General features: G+C 71.0%; 18 protein-coding genes and 1 riboswitch. Of the genes, 10 read left to right on the forward strand and 8 right to left on the reverse strand.

Annotated features, from left to right (window positions below; genetic code table 11):
• Positions 1 to 230: 230 nt before the first annotated feature.
• A complete protein-coding gene (locus ABT078_RS36600; protein WP_351235681.1) occupies positions 231 to 806 on the reverse strand; it encodes a TerD family protein in 576 nt (191 codons plus the stop codon).
• A 135-nt stretch (positions 807 to 941) separates the two neighbouring features.
• Here ABT078_RS36600 and arfB point away from each other — a divergent pair, with 135 nt between their 5' ends.
• Complete coding sequence (arfB, locus tag ABT078_RS36605) at positions 942 to 1,376, forward strand: alternative ribosome rescue aminoacyl-tRNA hydrolase ArfB (protein WP_351235683.1); 435 nt, start codon at positions 942 to 944, stop codon at positions 1,374 to 1,376.
• A gap of 116 nt (positions 1,377 to 1,492) precedes the next feature.
• Here arfB and ABT078_RS36610 read toward each other — a convergent pair whose 3' ends face one another.
• Complete coding sequence (locus ABT078_RS36610; RefSeq protein ID WP_502981491.1) at positions 1,493 to 2,092, reverse strand: flavin reductase family protein; 600 nt, start codon at positions 2,090 to 2,092, stop codon at positions 1,493 to 1,495.
• A gap of 273 nt (positions 2,093 to 2,365) precedes the next feature.
• Between ABT078_RS36610 and cdgB the strand changes: the two genes are divergently transcribed.
• Positions 2,366 to 4,057, forward strand: a complete 1,692-nt coding sequence (cdgB, locus tag ABT078_RS36615) for a diguanylate cyclase CdgB (protein ID WP_351235688.1) — start codon at positions 2,366 to 2,368, stop codon at positions 4,055 to 4,057.
• Between the two features lie 111 nt (positions 4,058 to 4,168).
• On the forward strand, positions 4,169 to 5,146 hold the full coding sequence (locus ABT078_RS36620) for a CBM35 domain-containing protein (protein WP_351235690.1): 978 nt from the start codon (positions 4,169 to 4,171) through the stop codon (positions 5,144 to 5,146).
• Between the two features lie 125 nt (positions 5,147 to 5,271).
• Here the strand turns inward: ABT078_RS36620 and ABT078_RS36625 are convergent, their stop codons facing one another.
• From ABT078_RS36625 to ABT078_RS36635, 3 genes are all read right to left on the reverse strand, one after another.
• The gene (locus ABT078_RS36625; RefSeq protein ID WP_351235692.1) at positions 5,272 to 6,198 is read right to left on the reverse strand and encodes a 1-phosphofructokinase family hexose kinase; all 927 of its coding nucleotides are present in this window, start codon (positions 6,196 to 6,198) and stop codon (positions 5,272 to 5,274) included.
• A gap of 182 nt (positions 6,199 to 6,380) precedes the next feature.
• A complete protein-coding gene (gene nagA / locus ABT078_RS36630; protein ID WP_351235695.1) occupies positions 6,381 to 7,517 on the reverse strand; it encodes an N-acetylglucosamine-6-phosphate deacetylase in 1,137 nt (378 codons plus the stop codon).
• Complete coding sequence (locus ABT078_RS36635; RefSeq protein ID WP_351235697.1) at positions 7,517 to 8,518, reverse strand: ROK family protein; 1,002 nt, start codon at positions 8,516 to 8,518, stop codon at positions 7,517 to 7,519. The genes nagA and ABT078_RS36635 overlap by 1 nt, the downstream gene beginning before the upstream one ends.
• 95 nt (positions 8,519 to 8,613) lie before the next feature.
• On the opposite strand from ABT078_RS36635, the gene ABT078_RS36640 reads away from it, so the two are divergent.
• The 3 genes from ABT078_RS36640 to otsB all read left to right on the forward strand — a co-directional run bounded on the left by ABT078_RS36640 (position 8,614) and on the right by otsB (position 11,243).
• Entirely contained in the window at positions 8,614 to 9,936 is a 1,323-nt protein-coding gene (locus ABT078_RS36640; RefSeq protein ID WP_502981492.1) for an ABC transporter substrate-binding protein, read from the forward strand.
• A 206-nt stretch (positions 9,937 to 10,142) separates the two neighbouring features.
• Positions 10,143 to 10,379, forward strand: coding sequence for a DUF3263 domain-containing protein (locus ABT078_RS36645; protein WP_351235701.1), 237 nt, complete (start codon positions 10,143 to 10,145; stop codon positions 10,377 to 10,379).
• Positions 10,380 to 10,388: 9 nt separating this feature from the next.
• Positions 10,389 to 11,243, forward strand: a complete 855-nt coding sequence (gene otsB / locus ABT078_RS36650) for a trehalose-phosphatase (RefSeq protein WP_351235704.1) — start codon at positions 10,389 to 10,391, stop codon at positions 11,241 to 11,243.
• Here otsB and ABT078_RS36655 read toward each other — a convergent pair.
• The 3 genes from ABT078_RS36655 to ABT078_RS36665 form a co-directional block, all read right to left on the reverse strand.
• Positions 11,181 to 12,692 carry an alpha,alpha-trehalose-phosphate synthase (UDP-forming) gene (locus ABT078_RS36655; protein WP_351235706.1) on the reverse strand — a complete coding sequence of 504 codons (1,512 nt, stop codon included), beginning with the start codon at positions 12,690 to 12,692 and terminating at the stop codon, positions 11,181 to 11,183. The genes otsB and ABT078_RS36655 overlap by 63 nt on opposite strands.
• Positions 12,693 to 12,800: 108 nt before the next feature.
• The gene (locus ABT078_RS36660; RefSeq protein WP_351235708.1) at positions 12,801 to 14,588 is read right to left on the reverse strand and encodes a DUF7927 domain-containing protein; all 1,788 of its coding nucleotides are present in this window, start codon (positions 14,586 to 14,588) and stop codon (positions 12,801 to 12,803) included.
• Positions 14,589 to 14,712: 124 nt separating this feature from the next.
• Positions 14,713 to 15,654 carry a glucosyl-3-phosphoglycerate synthase gene (locus ABT078_RS36665; RefSeq protein ID WP_351235745.1) on the reverse strand — a complete coding sequence of 314 codons (942 nt, stop codon included), beginning with the start codon at positions 15,652 to 15,654 and terminating at the stop codon, positions 14,713 to 14,715.
• Between the two features lie 119 nt (positions 15,655 to 15,773).
• Positions 15,774 to 15,948, forward strand: a riboswitch (SAM riboswitch).
• On the opposite strand from ABT078_RS36665, the gene thrC reads away from it, so the two are divergent.
• From thrC to groL, 4 genes are all read left to right on the forward strand, one after another.
• A complete protein-coding gene (gene thrC / locus ABT078_RS36670; protein ID WP_351235710.1) occupies positions 15,942 to 17,261 on the forward strand; it encodes a threonine synthase in 1,320 nt (439 codons plus the stop codon). (Overlaps the previous riboswitch by 7 nt.)
• Positions 17,258 to 17,533, forward strand: a complete 276-nt coding sequence (locus ABT078_RS36675) for a MoaD/ThiS family protein (RefSeq protein ID WP_351235712.1) — start codon at positions 17,258 to 17,260, stop codon at positions 17,531 to 17,533. Before thrC ends, ABT078_RS36675 begins: the two co-directional genes overlap by 4 nt.
• A 545-nt stretch (positions 17,534 to 18,078) precedes the next feature.
• Positions 18,079 to 18,282 (forward strand): cold-shock protein, encoded by a 204-nt coding sequence (locus ABT078_RS36680; protein WP_009339379.1) that lies wholly within the window; start codon positions 18,079 to 18,081, stop codon positions 18,280 to 18,282.
• A gap of 348 nt (positions 18,283 to 18,630) precedes the next feature.
• The gene (groL, locus tag ABT078_RS36685; RefSeq protein ID WP_351235714.1) at positions 18,631 to 20,253 is read left to right on the forward strand and encodes a chaperonin GroEL; all 1,623 of its coding nucleotides are present in this window, start codon (positions 18,631 to 18,633) and stop codon (positions 20,251 to 20,253) included.
• Positions 20,254 to 20,288: the final 35 nt, after the last annotated feature.

The raw sequence follows: 20,288 nt of genomic DNA on the forward strand, positions 1-20,288 counted from the left end.
TGGAAGCCTCAAGAACTCCCATCATCGCAGGTCACAAGGCACTTCCTTGTTTCCCGAAGAGTCATCCACAGCCATCAGATCGGTGGATCAAGGCTTAGAGAAGCCCTGGCCCGTCATCCGCTTCCGCGTACGGACATGCCGAAAGCCCCGTTCCGCGCACTGGCATGCCGGAGGCCCCGGCCGCGACGGCGGCCGGGGCCCCTCGGTCCTTAAGCAGGAACGGACCTTCGTCAGACGTTCACACCGAAGTCCTGGGCGATGCCGACCAGGCCCGAGGCGTAACCCTGGCCGACGGCGCGGAACTTCCACTCCGCGCCGTTGCGGTACAGCTCGCCGAAGACCATCGCGGTCTCGGTGGCGGCGTCCTCGCTCAGGTCGTAGCGGGCGATCTCGGTGCCGCCGGCCTGGTTGACGATGCGGATGTACGCGTTGCGCACCTGGCCGAAGTTCTGGGAGCGGTTCTCGGCGTCGTAGATGGAGACCGGGAAGACGATCTTCTCGACGTCGGCCGGCAGACCCGCCAGGTTGACGTTGATCTGCTCGTCGTCGCCGCCGCCCTCACCCGTCCGGTTGTCACCCGTGTGGACGATGGTCTGGTCCGGGGTGGACTTGTTGTTGAAGAACACGAAGTGGCCGTCCGAGAAGACCTTTCCGCCGGGGTTGACCGCGATCGCCGATGCGTCGAGGTCGAAGTCGGTGCCGGTGGTGGTACGGACGTCCCAGCCGAGGCCCACCGTGACGGCGGTCAGGCCCGGTGCCTCCTTGGTGAGCGAGACGTTGCCGCCCTTGGACAGGCTTACAGCCATGGGGAGGTCCCTTTCCTGGTCGAGGTGCAGTCACTCTCCCTAACGCGGACAGGGGACCGTCGGGTTCCCCAAGATGCCCGGGTTCCCCAGGATGCCCCGAAAAGAAGGTGACGGGAGTCGTGCGCGGACGCGACGATGGGACACATGTCCGGGCCCTATCTGATCCGCGGCTCCGTCTCCCTCCCGGAGGCCGAGCTCATGTGGCGTTTCTCGCGCTCGTCGGGCCCAGGCGGCCAGCACGTCAACACGAGCGACTCGCAGGTGGAGCTCCGCTTCGACCTCGCGGCGACGGATGCGCTGCCCGAGGTCTGGAAGGCCCGTGCCCTGGAGCGCCTCGCGTCGCGGCTCGTCGGTGGAGTGGTCTCCGTACGGGCGTCCGAGCACCGCTCCCAGTGGCGCAACCGTGAGACGGCGGCGGTGCGGCTCGCGGCACTGCTGGCGGAGGCGACGGCGCCGCCGCCGCGGCCGCGGCGGGCCACGAAGATCCCACGGGGCATCAACGAGCGCCGTCTGCGGGAGAAGAAGCAGCGGGCGGAGACGAAGCGGGGTCGCAGCGGCCGCGACTGGTGAACCGAGGGCCCACGTCCACTGAACCCCCGAACAGCCGGCCCGTACGGGGGCGGGCCTGCCGGATCGGCGCCCGGCACCGGACCGGCACCGGAGGTTGTGCCACAACGGTTCGTCCGTCAGCCCAGCTGACGGTAGCGGCCCCGGAAGTACGTCAGCGGGCTGCCGCCCCCGCTCGGCAACCCCACGTTCAGCACGCGACCGATCACGAGCGTGTGGTCCCCCGCCTCCACACGCTCCTCCGTGCGGCACTCCAGGACCGCCAGCGCACCCCCCACCAGCGGCGACCCGCACACCTCGCCGCGCGTGTACGCGATGTCCTCGAAGAGGAGCCGGTCGCTGATGCGCCCCTTCATGGCGAACCGGCCGGCGATGTGCCGCTGGCTCTCGGAGAGCACCGACACGCCCCACAACGGCTGCTCGGCCAGCAGGTCGTCCATCCGCGAGCCGTTGCGCAGGCCCACGAGCACCAGGGGCGGGTCGAGCGACACCGACATGAACGCCGTTGCGGTCATGCCGACGTCGTCACCGCGCGGGCCGTCGTCGCTCAGCTCGGGTTCGTGCGCCGTCACCAGCACCACCCCCGCCGTCAGGCGGGACATGGCGGCACGGAACTCGTCGTTGCTCACCCCCTCAGAATGGAGGATGGCCTCGGAGCGGGGAGCGGGAGTCGTCGGAAGCACGACCGGAACGCTAATCTCCTCTCGCCACCGCCACATCGGGCGGGAGGACCACGAGCGACCGGCGGGGGTCCTAGGACCCGGTGCCGTTCCCGGTCCCGATTTGCGTTCAAGAAGCCTACGGAAGCATCCCGGGCCTCCCATCCGACCCTTCATCATCTGATGTGACTTGAGTCACAGAGCCCGGTATTTGTTGACCCTGTGTACCGGGTGGGCAGCGCGCTGTGATTCAGTGGCGGGGACAGTGCACCAAGAGGATCGATGAGAAGCCTGGAGTCACGTTAGCTGTCGAGGTCTCGGGGAGAGCGAGCAATGGAGGCCGAGTCGGAGCCGTACGTCCGTCTTGCGACCCTGCGGCAGCTGCATCGGGTCGTGGCGGACCTCAACACGGCCCGTAGCCTGGCGGACACGCTGCAGACCGTCGCGGACGGCATCGTCGCGGGTCTCGGCTACGAGCTGGCATGCGTGAATCTGGTGCGCCCCGACGGGGATCTCGTCGTCGCCGCCTTCGCCGGGAACACCGCGGCCGAGGCCCTGATCACCGGACGCGTCGGCTCCCGCACCTCCTGGGAACGGCGGCTGTCCATGGGCGAGGCCTGGGGCGAGCTCCGGTTCATCCCGCACACCGAGGGCTGGGTGCTGCTGGAGGACGACGTTCCGCAGTGGTACACGGAGGGCCCCGAGCCCCGCTTCGAGGACGAGTGGCACCCCCAGGACCGGCTCTACGCGCCCATGTACGCCTCGGGCGGCGGACGCGAGCTCGTCGGCGTCATCTCGGTCGACAAACCCCGTAACGGCCGTCGGCCGGGCGCCTGGGGCCAGGAGGCGCTCCAGATGTACGCGTCGCAGTCCGCGATTGCGATCAGTAACGCCCGGCTCCGAGCAAACATGCAGCGCGCGCTGGTCCGCCTGGAGCGCGAGCAGCAGGCACTGCGCGCCAGCGAGGAGTCGTTCCGCCAGGCCTTCGAGTACGCGCCGAGCGGCATGGCCATCGCCGAGATGGGCGGCGACCAGCACGGCCGGCTGCTGCGCACCAACGACGCGCTGTGCCGCCTCCTCGGCCGGCCCGCCTCCGCGATGCGCCGCTACTCCTTCGCCGACCTCGTCCACCCCGAGGACATCGGCACGCTCCTGCGCACGTCCGCCGAGGGCGGCCGGGCGGAGCTGCGCCTCGGCCGCCGTGACGGGACGTACGTCTGGGTCTCGCTGCGGAACTCCGTGGTCGCGGACACCGCCGACGGCCCGCGGTTCCTGCTCACGCACGTCGAGGACATCGAGGAGCGCAAGCGCCACGAACTGCAGCTCGCGCACCGGGCCAGCCATGACTCGCTGACCGGCCTGCCCAACAGCGCGGAGCTGCGCGCCCGCCTCAGCGCCCGGATCTGCGAGCGGCCGCAGCTGTCGGCGCGGGCCAGCGCGGTCGAGGCGCTGGACGCGGCGTACTCCGCCCATCCCGCGCACTCCGTGCGCCCCGCGTACGACAACGGCGGCATCGACGAGACAGGCCCCGGGCCCGACCGTTTCGACTTCGACGCGCCCGCGACCGGCGGCCCCTTCGACCACCATGTGCACGCCGTCGCGCCCGACAGCGAGCACGACGACGGCACCAAGGGGCTCGCGGTCCTCTTCTGCGACCTGGACGGCTTCAAGTCGATCAACGACCGGTTCGGCCACAACACCGGCGACGCCGTCCTCATCGAGGTCGCGCGCCGGCTGACGACCGGTGTGCGCGACGGGGACACCGTCGCCCGGCTCGGAGGTGACGAATTCGTCGTCCTCGCCGACGGTCTCGGTTCGGCGGACGCCGCCGACCTGGCCGTACGCCTGCGGAACGCGATCATTCCGCCGATCCGTGTGGACGGGCGGGCCGTGCGGGTCGGGGCGAGCTTCGGAATCGGCTGGGCGGTCTGCGGTATGTCCGTAGAAGAGGTACTTCAATCCGCTGACCAGCGGATGTACATCGAGAAGCGTTCCCGGTCGAAGATGCACCGGCGGGCCGGATAGCCATCGCGGGGGAACCGGACGGCAATCGGGAAACGTCCTTGGGTTTGCTCGAACGGGGTAGGCTCGGCCAGTCGGCGACGGCTGGCGAGCAAGGATAGGAGTGACCCAGGGATGACGGCCGGGAACAACGGCGCGAGCACGCCCGAGGACGACGATCCGTTCGGCTACCTGTACGCGGACGGACAGCAGGCGGGTGCCACACCTCCCCGTCAGGGCGGCTACGGCTACCCCGGTCCGGCGGCGGCGCAGCCTGGCGTGCCCAGGACGTCGTACAACCAGGTCAGAACCGTCGGCGAGCGCCAGTACGGACAGGTGCCGCAGCAGCAGGCCTACGGCCAGCCGCCGCAGGCCCAGCAGCAGTACGCGCATCAGCCGACCGCGCAGTACGCGGCCCCCGAGACCTACCCCGGTGGCGCACCCACCCGTCAGGTCCCGGCAGCGGGCCATGGCCACGGTGGCCGCGGCCGCGGCCGCGGACCCAACACCAAGGGCCTGCTCATCGGCGCCGTAGCGGTCGTCGCGGTGGTCGTCATCGGCATCACCGCGGCCGTCATGAGCAGTGGCGACGACGACGGCCGCACCCCCCAGGCCAACCAGAGCAGCGGCGCCCCCGCGGGGCAGGTGAGACCGAGCGAGGACCCGACCAAGGGCAGCGGCGGGCAGGAGCCCGCCGAACTGCCGAAGCAGGACGCCGCGACGCTCAGGCTGGGCCCGCCCGCCGCACTGGCGAAGGACGTCAAGGGCGCCCAGGGCGCGGACGGCGCGTACGTGACCGGCTTCAACGCGGTCGGCGCGTCGGTGACCTGGAAGGCCACCCTCAAGGAGGAGGGCGAGTACCGGCTCTACGTGCGGTACGCCATCCCCGCCAAGGACGCCAACGCGACCCTGACGGTCAACGGCAAGCCGAACACCAACCCGATCGGCCTGAAGAACTTCATCGGTTCCTCGGACCCGAACCTGGAGAAGAACTGGCAGACCACTTGGGCCCCGGTCACCCTCAAGCAGGGCGAGAACGAGCTCAAGCTGTCCTGCGAGGCGGGCAACCAGTGCGACGCCATCCTCGACTGGCTCGAGGTCAAGCGCGCCTGATCGTCGGGCGGGCGTGATCGCCTCTCCGGCTTCCGATCGTCGATTTCCGTCACCGTCCCGGCCGCTGCCCTGCGCGCCGGGACGGGGCGTTCTCGGGCACCGCAGGCGGGACACCGAAGGCGGCTTCATGCCGCAGGCGCGTGCTCCGTCACAGTGACCCTCGTCAGCAGGTCCTCGTACGACGTCCGGTCGAAGTCACCCGCCGCCGGGGCCAGGACCGTCGCCGTCGCGAGCGCCACCGCGCGGGCCAGCCGGTCCGGCCAGGAAAGGGACTCCACCAGGCCCGACAGGAGGCCGGCGACGGCGGAGTCGCCCGCGCCGGTCGGGTTGCCGAGGACCTTGGCGGGCGGGGCGGCCTGCCAGATGCCGTCGGGGGTGGCGGCGAGGATGCCGTCGGGCCCCAGGGACGAGACCACCGTGCGGGCGCCGCGGCGGCGGGCGTCGTGGGTGGCGCGCAGGGGCTCGCGGGAACCGGTGAGCTGGGCGAGCTCGTCCGCGTTCGGCTTGACCAGGTCGGGGCGGGCCGCGATGCCGCGGCGCAGCGGCTCGCCGCTGGTGTCCAGCAGGGCGGGGACGCCGGCCGCCCGGGCCCGGCGGACCAGTTCGGCGTACGCGCCGACGTGGATGCCCGGCGGCAGGCTGCCGCACAGGGCCACCGCGTCGGCTCGCTGCAGGAGCGTCTCGTACGTGGCGAGGAAGGCGGCCCACTCCTCGGCCGTGACGGTCGAGCCCGGTTCGTTGAGCTGGGTGGTGTCGCCGGTCGCCGCGTCGACGACGGCGAGGGTGCGGCGCGTGGTCCCGGCGACCGGGACGAGTGCGTCGCGCACCGGCAGCGGTGCCAGCAGATCGCGCACGACCGCGCCCGTGGGGCCGCCCGCGAAGCCCGTGACGACCGCCTCGTGGCCGAGCGCCGCGAGGACGCGGGCGACGTTGAGGCCCTTGCCGCCGGGGCGTTCGGTGACCTCGGTGACGCGGTGGGAGGTGTGCGGGACGAGCGCGGGGACCCGGTAGGTGAGGTCGAGGGCGGTGTTCAGCGTGACCGTCAGGATCACTTCTGACACCCCCGGAGATCGCGCTGGACATGCTGCTTGCCATGGACTTGCCATGGTCGGACGGGTCCTGATCATGCCAAAAAGAAGGCGGTTGGCCCAGACCCCCGTCGGCCAACCGCCCCGTGCACCGCGCCGTTCCCCGGCCCGGTCGGCGCCGTTCCACGTCCCCGTCCGCGGCTCCGCTACGGCTCGATCAGCCACGCGCCCTTGCGCATCACGCCCTTGAGCGCGAAGTCCGCGTCCAGCACCACCAGGTCCGCGTCCTTGCCCGGCTCCAGCGAGCCGACCTTGTCGTACACGCCGAGCAGCCGCGCCGGATTGGCCGAGATCGCCCGCACGATGTCCTCGACCGGCAGCCGGTCGACGGTCGCCGCCCGCCGGAACGCGGTGTCCAGGGTGAGCGTGGACCCGGCGATCGAACCGCCCTCCACCAGCCGGGCGACCCCGTCCCTGACCTCGACCTCCAGCGGCCCGAGGTGGTAGACCCCGTCGCCGAAGCCCGCCGCGTCCATCGCGTCGGTGATGAACGCGACCCGGGCCGCGCCCGCGCGGTGGAACGCCAGCTCCAGCGCCGCCGGATGCAGATGCGTTCCGTCGTTGATCAGTTCGACCGTGATCCGCTCGTCCTCGAGCAGCGCGGCGATCGGTCCCGGGGCGCGGTGTCCGAGGGCCGGCATCGCGTTGAAAAGGTGGGTCGCGACGGTCGCGCCCGCCTCGATCGCCTCCACCGTCTGCTCGTACGTCGCGTCCGTGTGCCCGATCGCCGCGATCACGCCGTACTCGGCGAGCATGCGTACGGAGTCGATGCCGCCCGGCAGTTCGGTGGCGAGGGTGACCATCCTCGCCGTGCCGCGCGCGGCGTCGAGCAGCTTGCGCACGTCCGCCGGGTCGGGGTCGCGCAGCAGCTTCTCGCTGTGCGCGCCCTTGCGGCAGGGGGAGATGAACGGTCCCTCGAAGTGAATGCCGGCGAGGTCGCCCTGCTCGACGAGCTCGGACAGGAATCCGGCCCGGTGGGTCAGGAAGTCCATGTCGCCCGTGACGGTGGAGGCGACCATCGTGGTCGTGCCGTGCTGATGGTGTGTCCGTACGCCCGTGAGGACGTCGTCTGCGGTGCCGGAGGTGAAGGACGCCCCGCCGCCGCCGTGGTTGTGCATGTCCACGAAGCCGGGGACCAGCCAGTGGCCGGAGAGGTCGGTCGAGGGCGTGTCGGCAGGGGCGTGCCCGGCGAGCAGGGTCCCGTCGACGATCACCCTGCCGTTCTCGACGACGCCGGTGGGCAGCACCACCCGGGCGCCCGTGAGAACCATCCGGTCGGCCATCAGGCGGTTACCTCCGTGTCGAGAGCGTCCGTCGACTCTGAGTCGTCCGTGTCGCGTGAGTCGTGCGTGTCGCGTGAGCTGTGTGTGTCGAGCAGGTCCCAGGCCAGGAGCCCCGCGCCCAGGCAGCCGGCGGTGTCCCCGAGCGCCGCCGGGACGATGGCGGGCAGCTTCTGGAACGTGACCCGTGCCTCCACCGCTGTGCGCAGCGGTGTGAACAAGGTTTCTCCTGCCTCGGCGAGACCGCCACCGATGATCAGGGTGCGGGGATCCAGCAGGGTGAGGGCGGTGACCAGCCCGTCGGCGAGCGCGTCGACCGCTTCCTGCCAGACCCGTGCGGCGCCGGCGTCGCCGGACTCGACGGCCTTGGCGCAGTCGGCGGCGTCCGCGTCCGGGTCTCCGCTCGCCGCGGCCCAGGCCCGGGACACGGCGGACGCCGATGCGAGGGTCTCCAGACAGCCGCGCTGCCCGCAGCCGCACTCCGGCCCGCCGGGCCGCACGACGACATGGCCGATCTCACCGGCGTACCCGTGCGCTCCTGCCTCGATGGCTCCGCCGATGCCGATGGCCCCGGCGATCCCGGTGCCGAGCGGTACGAACAGGAACCGGTCGGTGCCCCGGCCCGCGCCGATGCGTCCCTCGGCGAGGCCGCCCGTGCGGACGTCGTGACCGAGAGCGACGGGGACGCCGCCGAGCCGCTCGCCGAGCAGGTCGCGCATCGGCACGTCGCGCCAGCCGAGATTCGCCGCGTAGACGGCGATGCCGGCCTCGGCGTCGACGATGCCGGGTACGGCGACTCCGGCGGCGACGGCGCTCTCGCCGTACCGTTCCCGGCCGTACGCGCGTAGCTCCGCGGCGAAGCCGAGGATCGTCCCGATGACCGCATCGGGCCCGCGCTCCCGTCCGGTCGCGCGCCGCGCCTCGTGGAGCAGTGCCCCGTCCGCCCCCACGAGGGCGGCTTTCATCCCGGTGCCGCCCACATCGAGGGCGATGACGTGTCTCACGCGTACAGTCTCGCGCGCGGACCCCGGAGAGGTCTAGTCCACTGCTCGGGGCTTCCGTTGTTTTGTCGAAGCGTGCCCGTGTGGTATAGACCTCTATGTTCGCACGTGACGAACAGACATACGGACAAATAAAAGTGGGGGAACGAACGGTGCAGCGGCGCTACTTCGGTCTGACCGCGGCAGCGGCCGCACTCGGCATGACGGCCGTGCTCACGGGGTGCGGGGTCGCCGGCGAGGACGGTGACGTCACGCTCAAGCTGGTCGCCGCCGACTACGGGACCGGTGCGGCCGACTCGTCCCAGAAGTACTGGGACGACCTGGCGCGGATGTTCGAGTCGAGGAACGCGGGCATCAAGGTCGACGTCGACGTGTACTCGTGGAAGGACGTCGACCGCAAGGTCGCCGAGATGGTCGAGGCCGGCGACGCCCCGGACATCGCCCAGATCGGCGCGTACGCCGACTACGTCAAGCAGGACAAGCTGTACCGCACCGAGGAGCTGGTCTCGGTCCCCACCCAGGCGAACTTTCTGCCGCTGCTCAGCGAGGCCGGCCAGGTGGAGCGCATCCAGTACGGCATGCCGTTCGCCGCCAGCACGCGCCTGCTGTTCTTCAACGAGGAACTCTTCACGGACGCGGGCATCGAGGCGCCGACCACGTGGGGGGAGATCTCCGACGCCGCGGAGAAGCTGAAGGCGAACGGGGTGAAGTACCCCTTCGCGCTGCCGCTCGGCTCCGAGGAGTCCCAGGCCGAGACCATGATCTGGCTGCTCAGCGGTGGTGGCGGCTACATGGCGGGCGACACCGGCGCGTACGAGATCGACTCGGACGCGAACATCAGGACCTTCCGCTGGCTGAAGGACAACCTTGTCACCCCCGGCCTGACGGGCCCCGTCGCTCCCGGGAAGCTGGACCGCGCCGATGCCTTCGCGGCGTTCACGCGCGGCGAGGTCGGCATGCTCAACGGCCACCCGACGCTGATGCAGGCCGCCGAGAAGGCGGGCGTCAAGGTCGGCAAGGTCCCGCTGCCGGGCTCCGACGGCAAGGCCAAGGCGTCGATGGGCGTCGCCGACTGGATGATGGCCTTCAAGGAGAAGGGCCACCGCAAGGAGATCGGCCGCTTCCTCGACTTCGCGTACAACGACACGAACGTCCTGGAATTCTCCGATCGCCACGACATCCTGCCGGTGACGATCAGCGCCAGCCAGGCGATGACGGAGGACGAGAACCACAAGGACCTCCGCGAGTTCCTGGAGGCGCTGCCGACGTCCGAGCTCTACCCCTTCGGCAAGACGTCCTGGGCCAAGGTCAGCGTCAGCGTGAAGAAGAACATCGGCGCGGCGGTGGCCCCGGGCGGGGATCCCTCGGCGGTGCTGACGCGCATCGCGACGGAGGCGGCGGACGCGGAAGCAGCCGAATAGGCCCGGAGGCGCGGCCCCCGGGGCCCCCTCCCGCCGGTCGGCGACAGCGGTACCGGCCCGGTGAGCCCGATGTCCGTCCTCGGGCTGGAGTCGGCTCCGCCGGCGACGGGGCACGGGGGTGCGGGGGCGAAGCCCTCGGTTCGGGAAGGGGCGGGGTGAGTGGGGAAGGAAACCCCCGCCGACCTGCCGCGCATTATGTTGCTCATATGACCGATAGCGACGAGCTGTCCGAGCGGGACCGGGCCGTGCTCGGGGTGGAGCGGACCGACTGGGCCGGTCCCGGGGCCAAGGAGCGGGAGATCCGGGAGCGGCTCGGGATGTCGCCGACGCGCTACTACCAGGTGCTGAACGCGCTGCTCGACGACCCTCGTGCGCTGGCGCACGACCCCGTGACCGTCAACCGGCTGCGGCGAGTCCGGGACGCCCGGCGCGAGCGCCGATAGGGTCGGAACATGGGCAGCCATTCGGACCACGTACTGCCGGAGCCGATCACGTCCGCCGGCCGTGAAGGGCTCGCCGCGATCCTCGAGAGGCCGCGGGAGACCGTCGTCGGGCTCGATTTCGACGGGACGCTCGCGGAGATCGTGCCCGACCCCGAGCAGGCCCGCGCCCACCCCGGCACCGTCCCCGCGCTCGCCGGGCTCGCGCCGCGCGTGGCGTCCGTCGCCGTCGTGACGGGGCGCCCGGCCGGGGTCGCCGTGCGGTACGGCGGATTCGCCGGCGTGCCGGGTCTGGAGCACCTCGTCGTGCTCGGGCACTACGGCGCCGAGCGCTGGGACGCGGTCAGCGGCACGGTGCAGGCGTCGGCCCCGCACCCCGGCGTCGAGGCCGTACGCGCCGAGCTGCCCGGTTTCCTCGACGCCATCGGCGCCTGGAAGGGCGTCTGGATCGAGGAGAAGGGACGCGCGGTCGCCGTCCACACACGCCGCGCCGAGGACCCGCAGGCCGCCTTCGAGGCCTTGCGCGAGCCCATCGCCACGCTGGCGGCACGGCACGGCCTGATCGTCGAACCCGGCCGGCTCGTCCTGGAGCTGCGCCCGCCGGGCATCGACAAGGGCATCGCGTTCTCCGAGTACGCACGCGAACAGCAGGCCGGCGCCGTCCTGTACGCGGGCGACGACCTCGGCGATCTCGCCGCCTACGCCGCCGTCGAGAAGCTCCGCTCCGACGGCGTGCCCGGACTGCTCCTGTGCAGCGGAAGCACCGAGGTCCCCGAGCTGGCCGAGCGCGCCGACGTGCTGCTGTCAGGCCCGGCCGAAGTCGTCGGGTTCCTGGCCGCCCTCGCCGAGCGCCTGAAGCGCGTGTAGCTGGTCCAGGAACCACTGCTGCGGCGGCAGCGCGGTCGCCGCAACGGCCAGCCGTTTGCTGCGTTCCGCCCGCTCGCCGTCCGACATGCTCAGCGCCTGGTGGAGCGCGGCGGCCGTGCCCGCCACGTCGTACGGGTTCACCCCGATGGCCTCGTCGTGGAGCTCCTCGTAAGCCCCCGCCTCCCGCGACAGCACCAGCGCGCAGCCCGCGTCGGAGACGACCGGGATCTCCTTGGCGACGAGGTTCATCCCGTCCCGGATCGGGTTGACCAGCGCCACGTCCGCCATCCGGTACGCGGCGAGCGATCGCGCGAAGTCGTCCTTGACGTGCAGGACGACGGGCGTCCAGCCGGGCGTGCCGTACTGGGCGTTGATCTCCTCGGCGACCCGTGTGACCTCCGCCGTGTAGTCGCGGTAGACGGTCAGGTCCTGGCGCGAGGGGTAGGCGAAGGCCACGTGCACGACCCGCTCGCGCCACTCGGGGTGCTCGTCGAGCAGCGCCCGGTAGGCCAGCAGCCCGCGCACGATGTTCTTCGACAGCTCGGTCCTGTCGACCCGCACGATCGTCTTCCGCCCGGGCCCGACCTGCTCGCGCAGCGCCACCATCCGCTCGGCGACGTCCGTCTCGTGCGAGCGCCGCCGCAGGAACTCGGCGTCCGCCCCCAGCCCGTGGACGCCGATCCAGGTCCTGCCACGGGCCGGCCCCGGACCGCGGACCGTGATGTGGGGGGCCTCGTCCTTCGGCCAGGACGGCACGACGTCGTACGGCCCCAGCACCGACGGGCAGGTGCGCATGAACGTCCGCGCCCATCGCGAGGTCAGGAACCCCAGCCGGTCGGCGCCGAGCATCCCGAGGAGCAGTTCCTCCGCGATGTCGTCCGGCAGCATCCGGAAGTACTCCGGCGGTGCCCACGGCGTGTGCGAGAAGTGCCCGATCCGGACGTCGGGGCGGTGCTCGCGGAGCATCCCCGGCGCGAGCGCCAGGTGGTAGTCCTGGATCAGCACGACCGCCCCGGGCGCCGCCTCGGTCGCGAGCACCTCCGCGAAGGCCCGGTTGTACGTGCGGTAGGCGACCCACTGCCGCCGGAACTCGGCGTCGAAGACCGGCTCCAGCGGGGTCTGGTACAGCATGTGGTTGACGAACCACAGCACCGAGTTGGCGATGCCGTTGTACGCGGCCGCGTGAATGGCCGGATCGATGTCGAGCATCCGCACGCCCGGCTCGGCGACGCCGCGCCGCACCGCCTCCCGGTCGCCGTCGCCGAGTGCCGCGCACACCCACAGGGCGCCCGCGTCCGGGCCGATCGCGGACAGACCGGAGACCAGCCCGCCGCCGCCGCGCCTGGCGTCGAGCGTGCCGTCCTCGCGGAAGGCGTACGTGACCGGACCGCGGTTGGAGGCGACGAGTACCTGCGCCGTGCGCTCGGAGGCAGCGTGCTCGGAGACCATGTCGCGAAACCTAGCCCGTCCCGTATCCGCTCAAACGTACGGCCGGACTTTGTCGGCGGAGTCCGGCCACACGGTCACCCGGATTGCTCACTGGGTACGCTCGCCCGGTCAGTGGTTCCGGCGCCGTTCGCGGGTCGCGACGAGCGCGATCGCCCCGGCGCCGGTCAGCGAGACCGCGACGCCCCCGAGCAGCCACAGCCGCTCGACGGCGACGCCGGTCGCGGCCATCTCGGGCAGGCTGCCGTGGATGGCGGCACCGGTGTCGGGGCCGGCGGTGTCGGCCGCGGACCCGACGGCGGCGGGGCCGGTCCGGGTGTCGACGGCGGTGCCGGCGCTCACGGGATTCCCCGGGGCCTCAGGGCTCCCGGTGGCCTCGGCGCTTCCGGCGGCCCGGGGGGCGCGCAGTTCCTCGTCAGGCAGTCCGCCCGCGTCCGCGGGTGCGGGGTCCTCCTGCTCCGCGCCCTCCTCACCCGAGCCGCTCGAGTCGTCGCCCAGGTCGTCACTGACGTCGTCATCCGTGCCGATGACCGGGGTGCCGATCGAATCGTCGGCGGCCTCCTCGGCCGGGTCCGCCGCGGCCTGGGGTTCCTCCTGCCCCGCCGCGTGGACGATCACCGGGGTCACCGTGCACTTCGCGTCGTCGCTGGCCGCCTCGCAGTTGGACCACTCCGACTCCTCCACCACGCTGTTGCGCAGCGACCCGTCCCCGGTGCCCGCCGGGCCGACGGTGACCGAGTACGTCACGGTCACCGACTGTCCGGCCGGGATGTCGCCGGCGTACGAGAGTTCGGGCTCCGCGTAGCTGACCTTCCCGGTCGTCGCCGCTGCGTCGCCGTCGTACACGGCGTCGTCGAGGTTGTCGGTCAGGTCGTCGGTGAACCGGACGTCCGTCAGGTCGGTGTCTCCGAGGTTCTTCGCCGTGATCGTGTACGTCACCATGTCGCCGGGCTCGGCGGTCGTCGTCGACGCCGTCTTGGTGATCTCCACGTCGAGCGCCGGGGCGGACAGGGCGACCGCCGACGCGAGGTGCGTGTCCGCCGTGCCGCCGACCGTCCCGAGCGAGAACGTCGCCGAGGCGGCGGGTACCGCGACCTCCTTCACGAGGAAGCCGCCGTCCGTGCTCTTCCCGTCACCCCCGTACGCCGTGACGGACGCCCGGACCTGGCCGCGGGAGCGGTGGACGCCGCTCACCGGGACGGTCGCCGCGGGCGCGGCGGGACGCTGCAGGGCGTGGCCGCCGTAGATGCGGACGGTGCGGCGTACGGGGGCGTGGGCCTCGTCCGGGCCGTCGTACGCGTACACGACGGTCAGGGACCAGCCCGCGGTGCAGCCCGGGCCGGCCGGGGTCCAGATGCCGTCGACCGCGACGGGCAGCGGCGTGCCGGAGCCGGTGACGTCATTGAAGGCGGCGGTGACGTCGGCCTCGCCGGTGTAGTAGTGCTCTCCTGGCGCCGACTGCGCGTCCTGGACGAGGTTCGTTGCGTGGACCGTGACCGGCTCGTTCCGGTTGACCCTGATCGAGGGCGTGGCTGCGAGCGGGGCGCCGGCGGAGGGGGCGCAGCGGCGCAGCAGCCCGCCGTCCGGGGCGCGGTAGGTGCCGTCGTGCCCGCCCCAGAACAGCCGCGCGTACGCGACCCGCGCGCCCTCGGGGATTCCGACCCGGCCGGTGCCGCCGCCGTGTTCGGCCGTGCTGCCGATGGTCGTGAAGTCGCCGTACAGGGATGCGTCGTAGCGCGTTTCGAAGGGGGGCGCGGCGGGGGCCGCGGCCGCGCCGTCGGGGGCGAGCATTCCGGTCGAGACGGCGGCGGAGACGGTGGTGAGGACCGTCAGGGCCCCGAGGAGACGGGGCGTCCTGGAATTCTGGCGCCAAGCGCCCATGAGTCTCGTATAGCCCATAAGTCTGAAATGTAGGCAATCTTTCCGCGGTCGACACGCTGCGCCGCGCCCGCGTTACGCCGCCCGTGGCCCGGGGCGCCGGACGCCCGGCTCGCCGGCGCCTCCCGGGGCCGGCGGCTGCCCCCTACGCCGCCCAGCGCCTCGCGTACTCCGCGATGTCCCGCATCGGCGGCCGCTCCTCCGTGTCCACCGCATGCGTCCGCGGCACGAACCCCTCCTCGCCCCGCTCGAACTGCGTCAGGGCCGGCCGCACCAAATGCCCGCGTGACAGCCGTAGTTGGGCCGTGCGGTAGATCGCCGCCGCCATCCGGCCCAGCGCCTGCCCGTCCTGGTGCCGGTGCAGCCGTACGCCCACGTCCACCTGCGCCAGCGCGTCGAGGCCCACCGTGTGCAGCGCGTCCACCAGCAGCCCGAGCTCCACCCCGTAGCCCACCGGGAACGGCAGTCGCTCCAGCAGCGAGCGCCGGACCGCGTACTCGCCGCCCAGCGGCTGGACGAAGCCCGCCAGCTGCGGCCAGTGCAGATTCAGCAGGGGCCGCGCCACCAGCTCGGTCACCCGGCCGCCCTGGCCGGGGGTGCTGCCCAGCGGCCGGTCGTACATCGCCTTCACGAACTGCACGTCCGGCTCGGTCAGCAGCGGGCCGACGATCCCGGACACGAAATCCGCGGAGAACTCCTTCAGGTCCGCGTCCACGAAACAGACGATGTCGCCGCTCGTCACCAGCAGGGACCGCCACAGCACCTCGCCCTTGCCGGGCACGGCCGGTATCCGCGGGAGTATCGCGTCCCGGTGCACGACCCGCGCGCCCGCCTCGGCCGCCACCTCGGACGTACGGTCCGTCGAACCCGAGTCGACGACCACGAGCTCGTCCACGAGCGGCGCCGCGTCGGTCATCAGGTCGTGCCGGATCACGGAGACGATCTCGCCGACCGTCGCCTCCTCGTTCAGCGCGGGGAGCACCACGCTGACCGTGGTTCCGCGCTTCGCGGCGACGAGCTGGTCGAGCGGGCGGTCGGCCACGGACCAGGACCGCCGGGCCAGCCAGCGCTCCACCTCTTCCAGCACGTGATTGATCTCCATCTCGCGGATCGGACGACCATCTCAAGCGTCCGGGGGTTCGGTTACAGTCTTGAACAACGCGCACGACCCTCGCATGCCGGGGTCGAGCGCCGACAATCACATACCGCTCATCCAGAGGGGCAGAGGGAAACGGCCCGTTGAAGCCCCGGCAACCCTCCAGCCGGCCACGCGGCGAAAGCCGCACATCGACGCTGTGTCGCATCATCGCGCGCGAGGCTCCCGGCTAGGGAAGGTGCCAAATCCGTCTCATGGCGAGATGCGCCATGAGGAAGATGAGGAGAAAGGGCCTCGCCTCCATGGCTGTAGAGACAGTTGCCACCACCACCGACATCGTCGATCTGGGCCCGGCCTCCGGCCTTTCGTGCCGCGAATGCGGCGAGCGGTTCGCCCTCGGTCCGATCTTCGCCTGCGAGCTGTGTTTCGGGCCGCTCGAAGTCGCGTACGACCTGCCGAGCGGCAGCCCCGATGAGGCCGCAGCCCTGCGCAAGCAGATCGAGAACGGCCCGGCCAACATCTGGCGCTACGCGCCGCTGCTCCCCGTCCCCGCCGACGTCGCGAGCAAGCCGAATCTGAACCCGGGCTGGACCAAGCTCGTCCAGGCCGACAACCTCGCCCGTGAACTGGGTGTCGAGCCGGGCCGGCTGTTCGTCAAGGACGACTCCGGCAACCCGACGCACTCCTTCAAGGACCGCGTCGTCGCCCAGGCGCTGGAGGCCGCCCGCGCCTTCGGCTTCACCACGCTCTCCTGCTCCTCCACCGGCAACCTGGCGGGCGCCGTCGGTGCCGCGGCCGCCCGCGCCGGATTCCGCTCGTGCGTGTTCATCCCGCACGACCTGGAGCAGGGCAAGGTCGTCATGGCCGCGGTCTACGGCGGCGAGCTCGTCGGCATCGAGGGCAACTACGACGACGTCAACCGCTTCTGCTCCGAGCTCATCGGCGACCCGCTCGGCGAGGGCTGGGGCTTCGTCAACGTCAACCTGCGGCCGTACTACGGCGAGGGCTCCAAGACGCTCGCGTACGAGATCTGCGAGCAGCTCGGCTGGCAGCTCCCCGACCAGATCGTCATCCCCATCGCCTCCGGCTCCCAGCTCACGAAGATCGACAAGGGTCTGCAGGAGCTGATCAAGCTGGGTCTGGTCGAGGACAAGCCCTACAAGATCTTCGGCGCCCAGGCGGAGGGCTGCTCCCCGGTGTCCGTGGCCTTCAAGGCCGGTCACGACGTCGTGCGACCGCAGAAGCCCGACACCATCGCCAAGTCGCTCGCCATCGGCAACCCGGCCGACGGACCGTACGTCCTGGACATCTGCCGCCGCACCGGCGGTGCCGTCGAGGACGTGACCGACGAGCAGATCGTGGACGCCATCAAGCTGCTGGCCCGCACCGAGGGCATCTTCACGGAGACCGCGGGCGGGACGACCCTCGGCGTGGCGAAGAAGCTGATCGAGGCCGGCGCCATCGACCCGTCCCTCACGACGGTGGTCGTCAACACGGGTGACGGCCTGAAGACCCTGGACGCGGTGGCCCCCACGACGGGCATGTCCGCGGTCATCAGCCCCGACCTGGACTCTTTCCGAGAGGCTGGCCTCGCATGAGCGTCAACGTCCGCATCCCCACCATCCTCCGCACGTACACGGGCGGCCAGGCCGAGGTTCCGGCGGAGGGCGCGACCCTCGCCGAGGTCATCGCCGACCTGGAGAGGAACCACACCGGCATCGCGGCCCGCGTGCTGGACGACCAGGGGAAGCTGCGCCGCTTCGTGAACGTGTACGTCAACGACGACGACGTGCGCTTCGAGCAGGGACTGGAGACGGCGACGCCGGACGGCGCCGGGGTCTCGATCATCCCGGCCGTCGCCGGAGGCTGACCATCGAGCACAGTGCCGGAGGCTGACGATCGAGCACAGTGCCGGAGCTGACCCCCCATCGAGCACAGTGCCGGAGGCTGACCGCCGGACACGGTGCCGGGGGCTGACCACAGGGCCCGGCGCCGACTCGACGGCCGGCACACAGAGTTAACAGAATTGCCCCCTCCGCAAGCTAAGCGGAGGGGGCAATTCTGCAGGGTTGAGCGCGGTAGAGTTGGGGAAGTCCCCGCCGCTGCTTGTGCCACGTGCATATGAGAATGCGTCCGCACACGATAAGAAGCAGCCAAAGTGTTCGAGTTTGATGCGGCTTATGCGAGCTTTGCTCGGCCCGACTTGCCCTGAAATCCAGTGAATTCGCAGGAATTGCCCTTTCGGCCCTGCCCAGAATTCTCGTCCGATTGACCTGTTGCAGACGGCAGTTGGACAGATACATTCAGCCGCGGTCGACGCGTTCCGGCGCACATCCACGCCTCTTCGTGGGTGAGGTCTGACCCGGGTCCGCGAAGTGCGGTCCTGTGCAAGGGCCAGTAATAGGGGAGTTAGGCATGGCTCAGGGCACCGTCAAGTGGTTCAACGCGGAGAAGGGGTATGGCTTCATCGCGGTCGACGGTGGTGCGGATGTTTTCGTCCACTACAGCGCGATCCAGATGGACGGCTACCGCACCCTGGAGGAGGGTCAGCGGGTCGAGTTCGAGATCTCGCAGGGCCAGAAGGGGCCGCAGGCGGACATGGTCCGATTGGCCGGCTGAGGCGCCGACCGACTGCAGCGACGTAGCGGAGGGTCCGTCCCCGGGGCTGGGGTACGGGCCCTCTGTCGTGCCCGCCGCCGTGCGCCGGACCCCTCCACGGGAGCCGCCCGCACCACCCGTCGCCCGACGGTCGTCCCCCTCGACGCTTCCTCGAAGCGGCTTGCACTCTCCATGCCCGAGTGCTAATCATTGGCGTTAGCACTCTCCGGGTGAGAGTGACAACAAAGGACCGGGTCGGTGAGGTCCGCAGGCCAGGTGGGGCAAGGAACCACAAGGCTTGCAGGCCGTCCGTCGCGGGCGCCAGCGCGGTCCGGAGAAATCCACCCCAGTCCGGGAGGACCACTTCACATGGCCAAGATCATCGCGTTCGACGAGGAGGCACGGCGCGGTCTCGAGCGCGGGATGAACCAGCTCGCCGACGCCGTCAAGGTCACCCTTGGCCCCAAGGGCCGGAACGTCGTCCTCGAGAAGAAGTGGGGCGCCCCCACGATCACCAACGATGGTGTATCCATCGCCAAGGAGATCGAGCTCGAGGACCCGTACGAGAAGATCGGCGCCGAGCTGGTCAAGGAAGTCGCCAAGAAGACGGACGACGTCGCCGGTGACGGTACGACCACCGCGACCGTGCTCGCCCAGGCGCTCGTCCGCGAGGGCCTGCGCAACGTGGCGGCCGGCGCCAACCCGATGGCCCTGAAGCGCGGCATCGAGAAGGCCGTCGAGGCCGTCTCCGGCGCCCTGCTCGAGCAGGCCAAGGACGTGGAGACGAAGGAGCAGATCGCCTCCACCGCCTCCATCTCCGCCGCCGACACCCAGATCGGTGAGCTCATCGCCGAGGCGATGGACAAGGTCGGCAAGGAAGGCGTCATCACCGTCGAGGAGTCCCAGACCTTCGGTCTGGAGCTGGAGCTCACCGAGGGTATGCGCTTCGACAAGGGCTACATCTCGGCGTACTTCGCCACCGACATGGAGCGTATGGAGTCGTCCCTGGACGACCCGTACATCCTGATCGTCAACTCCAAGGTCTCCTCGGTGAAGGACCTGCTCCCGCTGCTGGAGAAGGTCATGCAGTCGGGCAAGCCGCTGCTGATCATCGCCGAGGACGTCGAGGGCGAGGCACTGTCGACCCTGGTCGTCAACAAGATCCGTGGCACCTTCAAGTCCGTCGCCGTCAAGGCCCCGGGCTTCGGTGACCGCCGCAAGGCCATGCTCGGCGACATCGCCATCCTCACCGGTGGCACGGTCATCTCCGAGGAGGTCGGCCTCAAGCTCGAGAACGCGGGCCTGGACCTGCTGGGCCGCGCCCGCAAGGTCGTCATCACCAAGGACGAGACCACGATCGTCGACGGTGCCGGTGACAGCGACCAGGTTGCCGGTCGCGTCAACCAGATCCGTGCCGAGATCGAGAACTCCGACTCGGACTACGACCGTGAGAAGCTCCAGGAGCGCCTCGCGAAGCTGGCCGGCGGCGTGGCCGTCATCAAGGCCGGTGCCGCGACCGAGGTCGAGCTCAAGGAGCGCAAGCACCGCATCGAGGACGCCGTCCGCAACGCGAAGGCCGCCGTCGAGGAGGGCATCGTCGCCGGTGGTGGCGTGGCGCTCATCCAGGCGTCCACCGTCTTCGAGAAGCTGGAGCTCGAGGGCGACGAGGCCACCGGTGCGGCTGCTGTGAAGCTGGCCCTGGAGGCCCCGCTGAAGCAGATCGCCGTCAACGCCGGCCTCGAGGGCGGCGTCGTGGTGGAGAAGGTGCGCAACCTCACCCCGGGCCACGGCCTGAACGCCGCGACCGGTGAGTACGTCGACCTCGTCGCCGAGGGCATCATCGACCCGGCGAAGGTGACCCGTTCCGCTCTGCAGAACGCGGCCTCCATCGCCGCGCTGTTCCTCACCACCGAGGCCGTCATCGCCGACAAGCCGGAGAAGGCCTCGGCCCCGGCCGGCGGCGGCATGCCGGGCGGTGACATGGACTTCTGATCGACCTCTGGTTCGATCAACCGTCCTGAAGACCG

This window comes from Streptomyces sp. NPDC002133 (assembly GCF_040296405.1).
GTDB lineage: Bacteria > Actinomycetota > Actinomycetes > Streptomycetales > Streptomycetaceae > Streptomyces.